The sequence below is a fragment of the Trichococcus alkaliphilus genome, from assembly GCF_003008695.1.
Lineage (GTDB): Bacteria > Bacillota > Bacilli > Lactobacillales > Aerococcaceae > Trichococcus > Trichococcus alkaliphilus.
Genome location: NZ_PXZT01000004.1, coordinates 58,672 through 73,614 on the forward strand (window position 1 = coordinate 58,672; position 14,943 = coordinate 73,614).

A 14,943-nucleotide genomic window follows, 5' to 3' on the forward strand; every position below is an offset into this window, starting at 1 on the left:
TGAAAATGGATAGAAGAACAGAGTATTGCGGATTATTGACGGAAGCATCCGTTGGACAGACTGTCGTCGCCAATGGTTGGGTCAACAAAAGAAGAGACTTAGGCGGATTGATCTTCATCCATCTGCGTGACCGCGAAGGCATCGTCCAAGTCGTTTTCAACACAGAATTCAATGAAGAAGCTTTCCGCATTGCGGAAACGATCCGTGGGGAATATGTCCTGCAGGTCAAAGGTAAAGTAGTCCTTCGTGAAGCAAATCAGATCAATCCGAACATCGGCACAGGCACAATCGAAATCGAAGCGGAATCCGTGGAGATTTTGGCGAAAGCGAAAACACCGCCGTTCTATATCGAAGGCGATTTGAACGTATCCGATGAATTGCGCATGAAATACCGCTATATCGATTTAAGAAGAGACAAAATGATGAACAACATGAAAATTCGCCACAAAACGACGCAAACTGTCCGCAATTATTTGGATGACTTGAATTTCATGGATATCGAAACGCCTTATTTGACGAAATCGACTCCGGAAGGTGCGCGTGACTATATCGTTCCGTCCCGTGTCCATCAAGGCGAATTTTACGCGTTGCCGCAATCACCGCAACTGTTCAAGCAGATGCTTATGGGCGCAGGTTTTGACCGCTATTATCAGATCGTGCGCTGCTTCCGTGATGAAGATCTGCGCGGTGACAGACAGCCGGAATTCACTCAAATCGATATCGAAACCAGTTTCCTGTCTGCTGCTGAGATCCAGGAAATCACTGAAACTATGCTTCAGAAAGTCATGAAGGACGTTTTGGGCAAAGACATTCCGGCTCCATTCCCGCGCATCTCCTACGATGAAGCGATGAACCGTTTCGGCAGCGATAAGCCGGATACCCGTTTCGCACTGGAATTGATCGACATGAATGAATTTGCGAAAACTTCTTCATTCAACGTATTCAAAGCGACCAGCGAAAGCGGCGGCCAAGTCCGCGGCTTGAACGTCAAAGGCAAAGCCGATGCCTATTCGCGCAAAGACATGGATAACTTGATCGAGTACGCCAAACAATATGGCGCAAAAGGCATGGCTTGGATGAAAGTCGAAGAGGACGGACTGAAAGGCGCCGTAGCAAAATTCTTCACCGAAGACAGCGAAGAATTGATCAGACTGATGGATGCTGAGCCTGGCGACTTGCTAGTGTTCGTTGCTGATAAAAAAGAAATCGTCTATCAAGCTCTAGGAGAGCTGCGCCTGAAGTTCGGCCGCGATCTTGATCTGATAGACAAATCCCAATTTGCTTTCGTTTGGGTTGTGAATTGGCCATTGCTTGAGTACGATGCGGACGCAAAACGCTACACTGCAATGCACCATCCGTTCACCCGTCCAAACGATGAAGATCTTGCGAAATTAGCCGATCATCCGGAAGAAGTCTATGCACAAGCCTATGATATCGTCTTGAACGGTTATGAAATCGGCGGCGGATCTCTGCGTATCTACACAAGGGAAGTACAGGAGCAGATGTTTGCGGCACTTGGCTTCAGCAAAGAAGATGCCGAAGAGGAGTTCGGTTTCTTGTTGGATGCATTCGATTACGGTTTCCCACCGCATGGCGGCATCGCTTTAGGACTGGATCGTTTGGTCATGTTGTTGGCTGGCGAATCGAACATCCGCGAAGTGATCGCGTTCCCTAAAAACGGGAAAGCTTTCGACCCGATGACGAACGCCCCAAGCGAAGTAAGCGCAGCTCAGTTGAAAGAATTGAGCCTGAAAATCGCTTCATTGGACTAACATCGGACTAAAAAGAGCATCTGATGGTAAGGAAAACAGGCCTTATGATACAATAAACGTATCATAAGGCTTTTTTTTTCGTCTCTTGTTTTATATAAGACGGAAATGCTTTTTAGGATAATACACAACAAAAGGGTGAAGATATGTTAAAGATAGGTTCACATGTTTCTATGGGCGGTAAAAAAATGCTGTTGGGTTCAGCAGAGGAGGCAGCGTCGTACGGTTCTTCGGTATTTATGATCTACACAGGCGCTCCGCAGAATACCCGGAGAAAAAGCGTTGATGAGATGAATATTCCGGAAGGCATGGACTATATGGCGAAGCACGGTCTGGTCGAGCTGGTCGTCCATGCACCCTACATCATCAATTTGGCCAACACAACGAAACCGGATCATTTTGAGTTCGCGATCGGATTTTTGCGCGATGAAATTGTGCGGGCGCAAGCGCTTGGGGCAAAACAGATCACGCTGCATCCAGGTTCGCATGTCGGCGCAGGTTCTGAGATAGGCATCAAACAGATCATCAAGGGCCTGAATGAAGTGTTGGAGCCCAGCCAGACCGCGCAGATTGCGTTGGAAACGATGGCCGGAAAAGGCACTGAGATTGGCCGGACGTTTGAAGAGTTGGCTGCCATCATGGATGGCGTAGTCTATAACGACAAGTTGTCCGTAACGTTGGATACGTGCCATACGAACGATGCGGGTTATAACGTCAAAGAGGACTTCGATGGTGTGTTGGAAGAATTCGACCGCATCATCGGCCTGGAACGTTTGAAAATGGTCCATATCAACGACTCGAAAAACGAGAGAGGAGCCCACAAAGACAGACATGCGAATATCGGGTTCGGCACCATCGGCTTCGAAACTTTGAATAAAATTGTTCACCATCAGCAACTGCAGGATTTGCCGAAAATATTGGAGACACCGTTCGTCGGCGAGGACAAAAAGAACAAGAAGGCGCCTTACAGATTCGAATTGGATATGCTGAAGTCGCAGACATTCAATCCGCGTTTATTGGAAGACATACTGAACCAGTAAGAAATACATCTTTGGATGGATGCGGTTTTGCCGAAATTCAGGGATAATTGTATACAAGCAAAGAATGAAAGATTAAAGGAGATGGAATGATGAAAGGTTGGTTGAAAGGCTTAATCGGAGTGTTTATTGCGGTGTTGCTGTTGGGAGTGCCATTGATCAGCTCCTATAATGGTTTGGTGAGTGAGGAAAGCAATGTCGATGTGCAATGGGCGAATGTGGAAACCAAACTACAAAGACGTTATGATCTGATCCCCAACTTGGTGGAATCGGTAAAAGGCGCTATGGAACAGGAACAGGAAGTATTCGGTGCAATCGCTGATGCCCGTGCAAGAATCGGCAGTGCCCAGACGACCGAAGAACAGGTTACAGCCAGCAATGAAATGGAATCCGCACTTTCGCGTTTGTTGGTGATTGTCGAGAACTATCCGGAACTGAAATCGAATGAACAAGTGACGGCTCTGATGGATGAGTTGGCGGGTACCGAAAACAGGATTTCAGTCGAAAGGGATCGTTACAACGAAGCTGTGCAACAATACAACAACAAAGTCAAACGGTTCCCGGGATCACTCATGGCAGGGCTTTTCGGATTTGATGAAAAATCTTATTTTGAAGCGGTCAGCGGCGCTGAAACTGCTCCAAGTGTAGACTTGAATACAGACGATGAATAATTGAGGGGCTGATGATGCATTGTTTCAAATGAGGAAAAAGGCGCGATGGCAATTGCTTGTGGTTTTGGGGCTGTTCTTCTTTTCGATGGCGTTCGCGCCTTCCAAACATGCGCAAGCCTTGCCTGATCCGACAACCGAATTTTATGTCTATGATCCAAGCGGCACGCTCTCCGAAGAAACGAAATCATTCATCCTGAGCGTGAATGAGCAATACGAATTGACGGAGGAAAAACCCCAAGTTGTCGTGGCGGTGGTCGATTCGCTGCAGGGTGAGACAATCGAGGAATATTCTGTCGACCTGTTCGAAAAGTGGAAAATTGGCCAGGCTGATGCCGATAACGGTGTGCTGATTTTGTTGGCGCTGGAAGAAAGGGAAATCCGCTTCGAAATCGGATACGGTCTGGAAGGTGCCCTAACGGACAGCAGGACCGGCAGAATTCTGGACAATCATCTGGATTATCTTTCGGCCAATGATTTCGATGGAGGTCTGAAAGAAATTTTTACAGAAGCGGCGGTTGTCGTCAATCAGGAATACCAATATGATGACGAAGTGATTTTCTCAGGCTATCCTGTCGATACAACGCAATACTCTGAAGGCGATTCATCGTTTTTCGCGTCAATCGTCCAATTCCTGTTCATCCTTTTGGTGTTGTCCTTCTTTTTTGGCGGCAGAGGAAGAGGCGGACGCGGTGGACGGGGTGGCGGAATGAATCCGTTGTGGTGGTTGCTTCTTAGCGGAGGCGGAGGCGGTTACCGCGGCAACAATCATCGTGGAGGATATGGCGGTGGCGGTTTCGGTGGCTTTGGCGGAGGCGGAGGCTTCGGAGGCGGAGGTTCTTCCGGAGGCGGCGGATCCAGCAGAGGGTTCTGACGCACCTGTTGCAGCAATGGATATAAAAATAAAAAAGGAGAGGACCCGAAATTTTATCCGGGTCCTCTTCTTTCGATTTCAGGGAATGATGGTTGTGTCTGAGATTTCAATGCTGCTCATGATGATGGCGGCTGTTTCTTCTATAGAACGTTTGGATACATTGATGACGATGCAACCCAATTTGTTGTACAATTCATAGGCGTATTCCAGCTCAGCCCGGATGCGGTCCATGTCCGAATAAATGGTTTCAGGCGATAATCCGTAGGCGATCATCCGCTCCTTGCGGAAATTATTCAATACCTCAGCATCATTGGTCAATCCGACGATTTTTTTCGGATCCACTTGCCAAATTTCGTCAGGCACTGAGGCTTCCGGCATAATCGGCAGGTTCGCCACTTTGATGGTCTTGTTCGCCAAAAACATGGATAGCGGTGTCTTTGAAGTGCGGGAAACGCCCAGCAGGACCAAATCGGCATCCAAGAAACCCTTTGGATCTTTCCCGTCATCGTACTTGACTGCGAACTCGATGGCGCTGATCCGGTTGAAGTATTCATCATCCAAACGATGCAGGGCGCCTGCTCTCCGGATGGGCTGCTGCCCGGTCTTTCCGGTGATATCACTGACCAGTGCTTTCAATATATTATAGCAAGGCAAGTCCTCCGCAGCGCAGAAACTGTCAGTGTATTCACTCAAATCCTCGACGACCAAAGTATGGATAACAAATGCTTTCAGTTCTTTGGCCTCTACCAATACAGGCTCCAAATCTTGCATTTTTCTGATGAACGGATAATGATACATATGAGCAGTAATCGATGGGAATTGTGCCAATACGGCCTGGAGAACTTTTCTGGCGGTGTCTCCTACCGAATCGGATATGATGACAAAATGCAGGTCATGTGGCTCTTGCTGTTCCATATAATCTCGTCCTTTCTGAATCTTAATGATTGCAATCTCACTAATAATATACTATAGTCAATTTGAAATTGATAGAGTCGGGAGGGAAAATGATGCCGGTAGATACCGTAACCATTGCACTGCAGCAATTAAAGAAACAAGGTTATAAATATACCCAAAAAAGAGAAGATATCATTACGGTTTTTGTGGAAGCTAACCGCTATCTGTCTGCAAAATCAGTTCTACATGCGTTACAGGATGAATATCCGACACTCAGCTATGACACGATATACCGCAACCTGTACACTTTTGTGGAAGTTGGGATCTTGGAAGAGACAGAATTGAACAACGAAAAACTGTTCCGGATCACTTGTTTGCATGAAGGGCACCATCATCATCACTTCATTTGTCAACAATGTGGGATGACGATTGCTTTGCAGATGTGTCCGATGGATTTCTTTGAGCAACAGTTGGAGGGATGCCAAATTTCGTCCCATCGCTTCGAAATCTTTGGTGTTTGCAAAAATTGTTTGGCGCATGCATAGCGATGCGTAACGGCAGACAGACCGATGCTTTAGCCCAGTTTGATCATTCACTTTTTTGTTTTGCAATAAAACGTTGCAATTGCTTTCTCCTATGATATAATATCAAAAGAACAATTTCATTTTGATTTCTTATAATTTCAAAAGGAAACGTTACTTTTAACGCTCGGAGGGAGGGAATATTTAATGTCAAAAACAGTTGTTCGTAAAAACGAATCTCTTGATGATGCTCTTCGTCGCTTTAAACGTACTGTTTCAAAAACTGGAACTCTACAAGACGCTCGTAAACATGAATTTTATGAAAAGCCAAGTGTGAGACGCAAGAAAAAATCTGAAGCTGCCAGAAAACGTAAATTCTAACAGCCAGATGCTTGCTTTCTAAAATTCTTAGAGACTAATCGATAAAGAATGGGATGATCTCCGTATCATTCCATTTTTTTGTCGTCCAGAAAAAGCGCCTCGAACACAAGTGGGATAAATATTTTCATAAGCCATGCCGCTTTATGTTATACTATTAGCAATAAGCAGTGAAAAAAATCCCCAAAAAGAGGAGTGTAGCTTGTTTGACCGATAAAGTGAATAAAACAGAGAAAATTGAAGTGATGGACGCATCCGTTTTGCCTCAATTATTTGGATCGCAGGACAAGCATCTGAAGATGCTGGAAGATGCTTTGAATGTGACCATTACAAGCCGCGGCATGAAAATCGAAATCAGTGGTGAAGAGTCGGCTGTCGACAAGGCCCGCTCCCTGTTGAAGCAACTATTGGAATTGTTAGCGCGCGGCATCCCTATTTCACAAACAGATATCGTCACAGCTATAAAAATGTCGGAACGCGGAAGCCTTGATTTTTTCATCAACCTTTATGAAGAGGAAATCGGCAGGTCATACGCAGGCAAGCCTATCCGGGCGAAGAATTTCGGCCAAAGGCAATATGTGCAGGCCGTCAAGAAAAAAGATGTCGTATTCGGAATAGGGCCTGCCGGAACCGGGAAAACCTTCTTGGCCGTTGTGATGGCTGTGGAGGCCCTGAAGAACGGAAAAGTAAAAAAGATCATCCTGACCCGCCCGGCGGTTGAAGCTGGAGAAAACCTCGGCTTCCTTCCCGGAGATCTGAAGGAAAAAGTTGACCCATATCTGCGCCCGGTCTATGACGCGCTTTATGCGATCTATGGCGTCGAGCACACAACACGCTTGATGGATAGGGGAGTCATCGAAATTGCTCCGCTCGCCTACATGCGCGGACGGACGCTGGAAGATGCCTTCATCATCCTTGATGAGGCTCAGAACACGACTGTCGCACAGATGAAGATGTTCCTGACTCGGCTCGGGTTCGGATCAAAAATGATCGTCAACGGCGACAAGACCCAGATCGATTTACCGAAAGGCGCCCTTTCAGGATTGATCGATGCCGAGAAGAAACTTCAGGGCATCCCGGATATCTCTTTTGTCACATTTGATACTTATGATGTCGTGCGCCATCCGGTAGTCGCAAGCATCATCAAAGCATATGATGTCAAAGAGGAAACAAAACACAACATAGAAAAGTGAGCGATTATATGGAAATAGATATTTTTGATGAAACCGAATCTGTAAAGAATGAGCACACTGAATTGGTTCATTCCTTGATTTCTTTTGCGGGGGAATATTTGAAGTTGACGCCCGAAACCGAATTGTCGATCACCTTTGTGGACGATGAGCGCATCCGGGAAATCAATCGTGAATACCGCAACAAAGATCAGGCCACCGACGTCATCAGCTTTGCGCTGAACGATGATACCGATGACGACTTTCCAATCAACATGGAAAGCATAACCGGCGCCTTTCCGACAAATATCGGCGATATCATCATCTCAACCGATAAGACCGCTGAACAAGCGGAGTCCTATGGCCACAGTTTCGAAAGAGAACTAGGTTTCCTTGCTTTGCATGGTTTCCTGCATTTGAATGGGTATGATCACATGACGGAAGAAGACGAAAAAGAAATGTTCGGTCTTCAGAAAGAGATACTGGATGCTTATGGACTTAAAAGAGACGAGTAGTGAAAAAATGAGGAAAATCGGGAAGAATCCAAACTTTTTTGCTTCAGTGAAGCACGCTTTGGACGGCATCCGTACTATCCTCGAAGAAGAAAAAAACATGCGCAGTCATGCCTTGTTTGGCTTGATACCGCTCCTGCTGGCATGGTTCTTTGAATCAAGCACAATGGAGTGGATCGTGATCATCTTCTGCATATTTTTGGTAATCATCATGGAGTTTTTGAATACGATATTTGAAAATGTAGTCGATTTGGTGACCGATTACGAATATCATCCCCTGGCAAAGAAAGCAAAAGACATTGCTGCCGGAGCGGTCTTGGTGACGGTGTTCTTTACCATCCTAATCGCGGCCATCATTTTTTTGCCGAAGTTTTTGGAATTATATTATAAGTTAATTTGAGGAGTTTTGTATGAATAAAAAAGAAGGTTTCAAATCAGGATTCGTCTCCATCATCGGGAGGCCTAACGTAGGGAAATCGACACTTTTGAACCGCATCGTCGGTCAAAAGGTCGCCATCATGAGTGATGTCCCGCAAACAACCCGCAACAAGATCCAAGGTGTAGTCACTTCGGATGATTCCCAGATCGTCTTCATCGATACGCCCGGAATCCACAAACCGCAGACGCGCTTGAACGATTTTATGCTCAAGAGTGCTTACAGCACGTTCAATGAAGTGGATTTGGTTCTGTTCATGGTGAATGCTGCAGAAAAAAGAGGAGCGGGCGACAATTTCATTCTTGAGAAACTCAAGAACCTGCGTACTCCGAAATTTTTGATCATCAACAAAATCGATCAGGTCAAGCCGGAAGAATTACTGAAAATCATCATGGACTATACTTCAGACAATGAGTTCAATGAAGTGGTTCCGATTTCTGCCATCCAAGGGAACAATGTCGATGAGATGATGGCCACCATCAAAAAATACATGCCGGAAGGGCCACAATTCTATCCGGACGATCAAATCACGGATCACCCGGAATACTTCGTCGTGTCCGAGTTCATCCGCGAAAAGATCCTTCAGTTGACCAAAGAAGAAGTGCCGCATTCCGTGGCAGTCGTTGTGGAATCGATGCTGCGCAACGAGGACGATAAAGTCCACGTCCATGCGACCATCATCGTCGATCGAGCCAGTCAAAAAGGCATCATCATCGGCAAGGGCGGGAAAATGCTGAAAGAAATCGGTGTCCGGGCACGTAGGGATATCGAAGCGATGCTTGGTGATAAAATTTACCTCGAACTTTGGGTGAAGGTCCAAAAAGATTGGCGCGACAAGCAGAGTTATCTGCAGGACTACGGGTATCGCCAAAAAGATTACGATTGATCAGCTAATGCTCAATTGATATATGAATAGCAATCAGTAAGAGTTTGGGAGGCTGCCTTCCGGACTCTTCTCTTTTCGAAAGGGTGCGACATGGAGACATATCAGGAATTTGATGGCATCGTCCTATCGATCCGGAAACACAGGGAAAAGGATGCTTTGGTAAAAATATTTACGCGTGATCATGGAAAACGGATGTTTTTTGTGAAGAACATCAAAAATCCGAACCATTCCTTGAAAGCTGCGCTCCTGCCATTCACGAAAGCGACTTATCTGGGCCGCATCAAGGATGACGGCCTCAGCTTCCTGCAGGACAGCCGCGAAATCATCCACTTTTCCAAAATGCAGACGGACATCCATCTGAACGCCTACGCGACTTATTTGAACAACCTGGCTGATGCGGCCATCAACGATGCCATCAAGGCAGCCGACCTCTACGATCTGTTGGAGGAATCCTTGGTCGCCATGCAGAACGGGATGGATGCGGAAATCGTAGTGAACATTTTCGAAATGCGGGTGCTGAAATATTTTGGTGCAGCGCCGCAATTGCAGGAATGTGTCATCTGTCACAGCAAGCAGGAACCTTTCGATTTTTCGGTCAAATATTCCGGGGCCCTGTGTCAGAAGCATTATGGGGAAGACCCAAGGAGATCGCATGCAAGCCCTGCAGCTGTCCATTTTGCCCGGATTTTCCAATTGGTCACGCCGAAGCAAGTCGGGAACATCCAAATCAAGGCCGAGACGAAACAGGCACTCAGAGCCTTCATCGACGAATTATATGAAGAATATGTCGGGATCCGCCTGAAAAGCAAGAGCTTCATCGATCAGATGTACGCTTGGGAGACAAAGGTTGAGATTCCATTCCGTTCCGCTTCCGAACCGGAGCCAAACAAGCCGAGCGAAAGCGGACAGTCCGATCCAAGTAGTTCTTGACATTCTGCGGGAACAAGGCTACTATTGAGAAGAACTAAATACTGGACGTTGAAGATAAAAGTACCTCTGGTCAGTACCGAAAAGCGAATTTGGGATAGTGTGAGCCAAAGCGGGAGACTATTGCGGAAAGGCGTATCCGAGTCCTGTAACGAAGTGCCGGCAATTGCCGGAATTAGGGTGGAACCGCGAAAATATTCGTCCCTATGTTTCAAGGAGACTTGATGCATAGGGACTTTTTTTATGTATTATTTCAAGTGGAGGAGATTTATGATGGAAAACAAATTAACTGTGCAAAAAATGATTCAAGCGCTACAAAATTTTTGGGCAGATCAAGGCTGCCTTTTGATGCAGTCCTATGATACTGAAAAAGGTGCCGGAACAATGAGCCCGTACACTTTCTTGCGCGCAATCGGCCCAGAACCATGGAACGCCGCATACGTGGAGCCTTCGCGTCGTCCTGCTGACGGCCGTTACGGTGAAAATCCCAACCGTCTGTACCAACATCACCAATTCCAGGTGGTCATGAAGCCATCACCGGACAATATCCAGGAACTATATCTGGAAAGCCTGAAAGTATTGGGCATCAATCCGATCGAACATGACATCCGCTTTGTCGAAGACAACTGGGAAAACCCTTCATTGGGTTGCGCAGGCTTGGGCTGGGAAGTTTGGTTGGACGGGATGGAAGTAACCCAGTTCACCTATTTCCAGCAAGTGGGCGGTTTGGAATGCAGTCCTGTCACAAGCGAAATCACCTATGGTTTGGAGCGCTTGGCTTCTTATATCCAGGATGTGAACAGTGTCTACGATCTTGAGTGGACAGAGGGCGTGAAATACGGCGAAATCTTCGGCCAGCCGGAATATGAACATTCCAAATATTCGTTTGAGGAAAGCAACGTCGATTTGTTGTTCCAACTGTTTGATTCATTTGAGGCGGAAGCGACGAAACAGATCGAGAATGGTCTCGTGCATCCGGCTTATGACTATGTCCTGAAGAGTTCGCATGCCTTTAACCTTTTGGATGCAAGAGGTGTTATTTCTGCGACTGACCGCGCGGGGTATCTCGCACGAATCCGCAATATGGCGCGCCAACTGGCGAAAGCTTTTGTCCAAAAGAGAAAAGAACTGGGTTTCCCTTTGCTTTCGGATGATCAAAAAGAACTTGCCCTGAAGGAGGACTAAATTGATGAGTCAAACTGTATTATTAGAAATCGGACTTGAAGAAATGCCTGCGAAATATGTGCGCAGCAGCAGTATCCAACTGAAAGAAAAAATGGCCGCTTTTTTGGAAGAAAACCGCATCGGCTTTGATGTAATCGAAATGTTTGCGACACCGAGACGTTTGGCGGTCATCGCCAGCGGAGTCAGTGATAAACAGGCGGATTTGGCGGAAGTCGTCAAAGGACCCGCAAAAAAAATCGCTTTGCAGGCGGACGGCACTTGGTCAAAAGCTGCACTGGGCTTTGTCCGCGGACAAGGATTGACTCCTGAAGACATCTTCTTTGATGAACTGAAGGGTGTAGAGTATGTTTTCGTCAAGAAGGAAATCAACGGAAAAGCTTCATCCGAAGTGCTGAAGGAATTGAATACAGTCGTTGAGTCATTGACTTTCCCTGTTTCGATGCATTGGGGCAACCATCATTTCAAGTACATCCGACCGATCCATTGGATTGCGGCATTGGCTGATGCTGAAATCATCCCATTCCAAGTCTTGGATGTCGTTTCAGGCCGGACCACACGCGGTCACCGTTTCTTGGGCGAAGAAGTGACGCTGGCGCATGCAGGCGAGTATGTGGAGAAATTGGCGGAACAACACGTCATCGCCGATCAGGAAAAAAGGAAAAACATGATCCGGGCCCAATTCCAACAGATTGAAGCTGAAAATGGCTGGATCATCCCTAACGACGAAACCTTATTGGAAGAAGTCACTTCTCTGGTCGAATACCCGACGGCCTTCTTCGGTGAATACGACAGCAAATATTTGACGTTGCCGGCAGATGTATTGATCACATCGATGAAAGACCACCAACGCTATTTCGAAGTGAAGGACAAATCGGGCAAACTGTTGCCGTACTTCATATCCGTACGCAACGGTAATGGCATATTCATCGATAACGTGAAAAAAGGGAACGAGAAAGTACTGACAGCAAGGCTTGAGGACGGTCTGTTCTTCTTCAACGAAGACCAACGCATCACCATCGCGCAGTCGGTCGAAAAATTGAAGAAAGTCACATTCCATTCGAAAATCGGCTCCATTCATGATAAGATGGACAACACAGCGAAAATCGCTGCCCATCTTGCTGATCTGCTTGATCTGGAAGAGGACGACAAAACGCAATTGTTGCGTGCTGCTTCCATCTACAAATTTGACTTGGTTACCAACATGGTTTCCGAATTTACGGAACTGCAAGGCATCATGGGTGAAGTCTATGCGTTGCAACAAGGCGAAACCGCTGCTGTAGCAACCGCGATCCGCGAACACTACCTACCAGTATCCAGTGAAGGCGAATTGCCGGAAACCCAAATCGGAGCAGTTTTGGCGATGGCGGATAAATTGGACAGCATCATCAGTTTCTTCCTGCAGGGTATGGTTCCGACAGGATCGAACGACCCTTATGCTTTGCGCCGTCAAATGATCGGGGTCATTCAGATCATCGAGAAATACCAGTGGTCATTCTCGTTGGAAGAACTGTTGTCTGCCTTGTTGACGGAGGTTTATGCAGTTGAAGAGGCAGAATCGTTCGATAAAACAATGAATGAACTTGCCGTTTTCGCAAATGGCCGTATCCAACAGAAACTTCAAACCTACGGCATCCGTTATGATATAGTGGAAGCTGTGCTGCAATCCGGCGAAAAAGATGTCAACACCCTATTCGCTAACGCCAAAGTATTGCAAGCGCACAGTGAAGAGGAATCATTCAAAGCGATCATGGAAGCTCTTGCGCGCGTCGTAAACATTTCCGGAAATCCTGATGAATCGATTCCCGTCCAGAAAGATCTGCTGGAAACAGCCAGCGAGAAGAATCTGTATGTGCAGATCAACCATCTCGATTTGGCTCTGTCCCACGGCGATCCGGAAGCGGATTACGCTGCATTAGCTGCGATTGCGCCATACATTGAAGCTTATTTCGATGAAAATATGGTCATGGTCGAGGATATTGCTATCCGCAGCAACCGCTTGAATACGCTCGGCAACTTGACCTTGAGCATTCTGAAGTTTGCTGATGTCAGAAAATTGATCCTTAAATAGTGAAGTGATGGAGGCGGGGCTAACATTGTTTACTCCCGGCTCCATCATTTTGTCTTCCGCCGGGTGCGGGGAGGATCAAGACCCTCGATACTGTATTTTCTTTTCGTTTTTTGGTTAATATGGTAAATTAAGAGGGAAGAATGAGCGCTTCAACAGTCGGAGCTCAAATTATTTGTTAAAGATACTCGTCCAATTTTTTGAAGTGCGGAAGCGCATCTGAAAAGGTTGGACCAATCGAATCATTTTGTTCGGCATAAAGAGTGCCGAACAGTTTTCCAAGGGGGAAAAAAGATGTCAATGTTTTTGGATCATGCAAAAGTGCATGTAAAAGCCGGTAAAGGCGGCGATGGAATGGTAGCGTTCCGTCGCGAAAAGTATGTTCCCGATGGGGGTCCTGCAGGTGGCGATGGCGGCCGTGGGGGAAGCATCATATTTGAAGTGGATCCAGGTCTGCGCACGTTATTGGATTTCCGCTATAACCGTAATTTCAGAGGTAAGCCCGGCGAAAACGGCATGAGCAAAAGCATGTTCGGCCGCGGTGCAAAAGATACAATCGTAAGGGTTCCGCCTGGTACGATTGTACGCAATGCGGAAACAAAAGAACTCATCGCTGATTTGACGGAACCTGGACAACAGGCTGTAGTCGCAAGAGGCGGACGCGGCGGCCGCGGTAATAACCGTTTTGCCACTGCGAGAAACCCTGCTCCCGAAATCGCCGAAAACGGTGAACCCGGGAAAGAGCTGGATTTGGAGCTTGAGTTGAAAGTCATCGCGGACGTCGGTTTGGTAGGCTTCCCATCAGTAGGGAAATCGACATTGCTGTCGATTGTGTCAAAAGCGAAACCAAAAATCGCAGCCTATCACTTCACCACGCTTGTGCCTAACTTAGGTATGGTACAGACACGCAGCGGAGAAGAGTTTGTCATGGCCGATTTACCGGGATTGATTGAGGGCGCGTCCCAAGGCGTCGGTCTGGGGATCCAATTTTTGCGCCACATCGAGCGCACAAGAGTCATTCTGCATGTCATCGATATGGGCGGTACAGAAGGCAGAGATCCATTCGATGACTATGAAAAAATCAATAAGGAATTGGAAAGTTACCAATTGCGTTTGCTGGAAAGACCGACCGTGATTGTAGCCAATAAAATGGATGTGGCGGAAGCGGAAGATAATCTTGAAATCTTCAAACAGCAAATCGCCGAAAAATTCGGTGATGACGAAGCACCAAGGATTTTCCCGATTTCAGCCTGGTCGACTACCGGCGTAGCCGAATTGTTGGATTACACTGCTGAAGTTCTGAAGGATACGCCTGAGTTCCCATTATTCGATGAAGAAGAAGTCGAATCATCCGTCCTTTACAAATTCGAAGAAAATCAAGAACAGTTCACCATCGGACGCGATCCAGATTCCACATGGGTATTGGGCGGCGAAAGACTGGAAAAACTATTCAACATGACCAATTTTGCTCATGATGAAAGCATCATGCGTTTCGCGCGTCAATTGCGTTCCATGGGCGTAGATGAAAAACTGAGGGCTAAGGGAGCGAAAGATGGCGACATGGTCCGCATCATGACCTACCATTTTGAGTTCGTCGATTAAAAAGCAACACCAGTATCATA

General features: G+C 46.7%; 15 protein-coding genes. 14 read left to right on the forward strand and 1 reads right to left on the reverse strand.

The features are described 5' to 3' along the window. Positions 1–5: 5 nt before the first annotated feature. The 4 genes from aspS (at position 6) to C7R73_RS13875 (ending at position 4,348) form a co-directional block, all read left to right on the forward strand. Positions 6–1,772, forward strand: a complete 1,767-nt coding sequence (gene aspS / locus C7R73_RS05065) for an aspartate--tRNA ligase (RefSeq protein ID WP_106449447.1) — start codon at positions 6–8, stop codon at positions 1,770–1,772. Between the two features lie 143 nt (positions 1,773–1,915). Beyond that, complete coding sequence (locus C7R73_RS05070; RefSeq protein WP_106449448.1) at positions 1,916–2,809, forward strand: deoxyribonuclease IV; 894 nt, start codon at positions 1,916–1,918, stop codon at positions 2,807–2,809. Between the two features lie 86 nt (positions 2,810–2,895). Then, complete coding sequence (locus tag C7R73_RS05075) at positions 2,896–3,477, forward strand: LemA family protein (protein WP_239992571.1); 582 nt, start codon at positions 2,896–2,898, stop codon at positions 3,475–3,477. Positions 3,478–3,505: 28 nt separating this feature from the next. Next, positions 3,506–4,348, forward strand: a complete 843-nt coding sequence (locus C7R73_RS13875; protein ID WP_106449577.1) for a TPM domain-containing protein — start codon at positions 3,506–3,508, stop codon at positions 4,346–4,348. Between the two features lie 78 nt (positions 4,349–4,426). Here C7R73_RS13875 and C7R73_RS05085 read toward each other — a convergent pair whose 3' ends face one another. Continuing rightward, a complete protein-coding gene (locus C7R73_RS05085) occupies positions 4,427–5,263 on the reverse strand; it encodes a pyruvate, water dikinase regulatory protein (RefSeq protein ID WP_106449450.1) in 837 nt (278 codons plus the stop codon). Positions 5,264–5,352: 89 nt separating this feature from the next. Between C7R73_RS05085 and C7R73_RS05090 the strand changes: the two genes are divergently transcribed. The 10 genes from C7R73_RS05090 to obgE all read left to right on the forward strand — a co-directional run bounded on the left by C7R73_RS05090 (position 5,353) and on the right by obgE (position 14,923). Beyond that, positions 5,353–5,787 carry a Fur family transcriptional regulator gene (locus tag C7R73_RS05090; protein WP_275658091.1) on the forward strand — a complete coding sequence of 145 codons (435 nt, stop codon included), beginning with the start codon at positions 5,353–5,355 and terminating at the stop codon, positions 5,785–5,787. Between the two features lie 183 nt (positions 5,788–5,970). Then, entirely contained in the window at positions 5,971–6,144 is a 174-nt protein-coding gene (gene rpsU / locus C7R73_RS05095; RefSeq protein WP_068559653.1) for a 30S ribosomal protein S21, read from the forward strand. A gap of 203 nt (positions 6,145–6,347) precedes the next feature. Continuing rightward, entirely contained in the window at positions 6,348–7,334 is a 987-nt protein-coding gene (locus tag C7R73_RS05100) for a PhoH family protein (RefSeq protein ID WP_414718257.1), read from the forward strand. An 8-nt stretch (positions 7,335–7,342) separates the two neighbouring features. Beyond that, positions 7,343–7,825: an rRNA maturation RNase YbeY gene (gene ybeY, locus C7R73_RS05105; RefSeq protein ID WP_106449452.1), complete on the forward strand. Its 483-nt coding sequence runs from the start codon at positions 7,343–7,345 to the stop codon at positions 7,823–7,825. A gap of 7 nt (positions 7,826–7,832) precedes the next feature. Continuing rightward, positions 7,833–8,222, forward strand: coding sequence for a diacylglycerol kinase family protein (locus C7R73_RS05110; protein ID WP_239992572.1), 390 nt, complete (start codon positions 7,833–7,835; stop codon positions 8,220–8,222). A 10-nt stretch (positions 8,223–8,232) separates the two neighbouring features. Further along, a complete protein-coding gene (gene era, locus C7R73_RS05115; RefSeq protein WP_106449454.1) occupies positions 8,233–9,144 on the forward strand; it encodes a GTPase Era in 912 nt (303 codons plus the stop codon). Between the two features lie 90 nt (positions 9,145–9,234). Continuing rightward, the gene (recO, locus tag C7R73_RS05120; RefSeq protein ID WP_106449455.1) at positions 9,235–10,074 is read left to right on the forward strand and encodes a DNA repair protein RecO; all 840 of its coding nucleotides are present in this window, start codon (positions 9,235–9,237) and stop codon (positions 10,072–10,074) included. A 270-nt stretch (positions 10,075–10,344) separates the two neighbouring features. Further along, positions 10,345–11,256 (forward strand): glycine--tRNA ligase subunit alpha, encoded by a 912-nt coding sequence (gene glyQ / locus C7R73_RS05125; RefSeq protein WP_086628188.1) that lies wholly within the window; start codon positions 10,345–10,347, stop codon positions 11,254–11,256. A gap of 4 nt (positions 11,257–11,260) precedes the next feature. Further along, entirely contained in the window at positions 11,261–13,324 is a 2,064-nt protein-coding gene (gene glyS, locus C7R73_RS05130; protein WP_106449456.1) for a glycine--tRNA ligase subunit beta, read from the forward strand. A 291-nt stretch (positions 13,325–13,615) separates the two neighbouring features. Next, positions 13,616–14,923, forward strand: a complete 1,308-nt coding sequence (gene obgE / locus C7R73_RS05135; protein WP_106449457.1) for a GTPase ObgE — start codon at positions 13,616–13,618, stop codon at positions 14,921–14,923. Positions 14,924–14,943 lie beyond the last annotated feature (20 nt).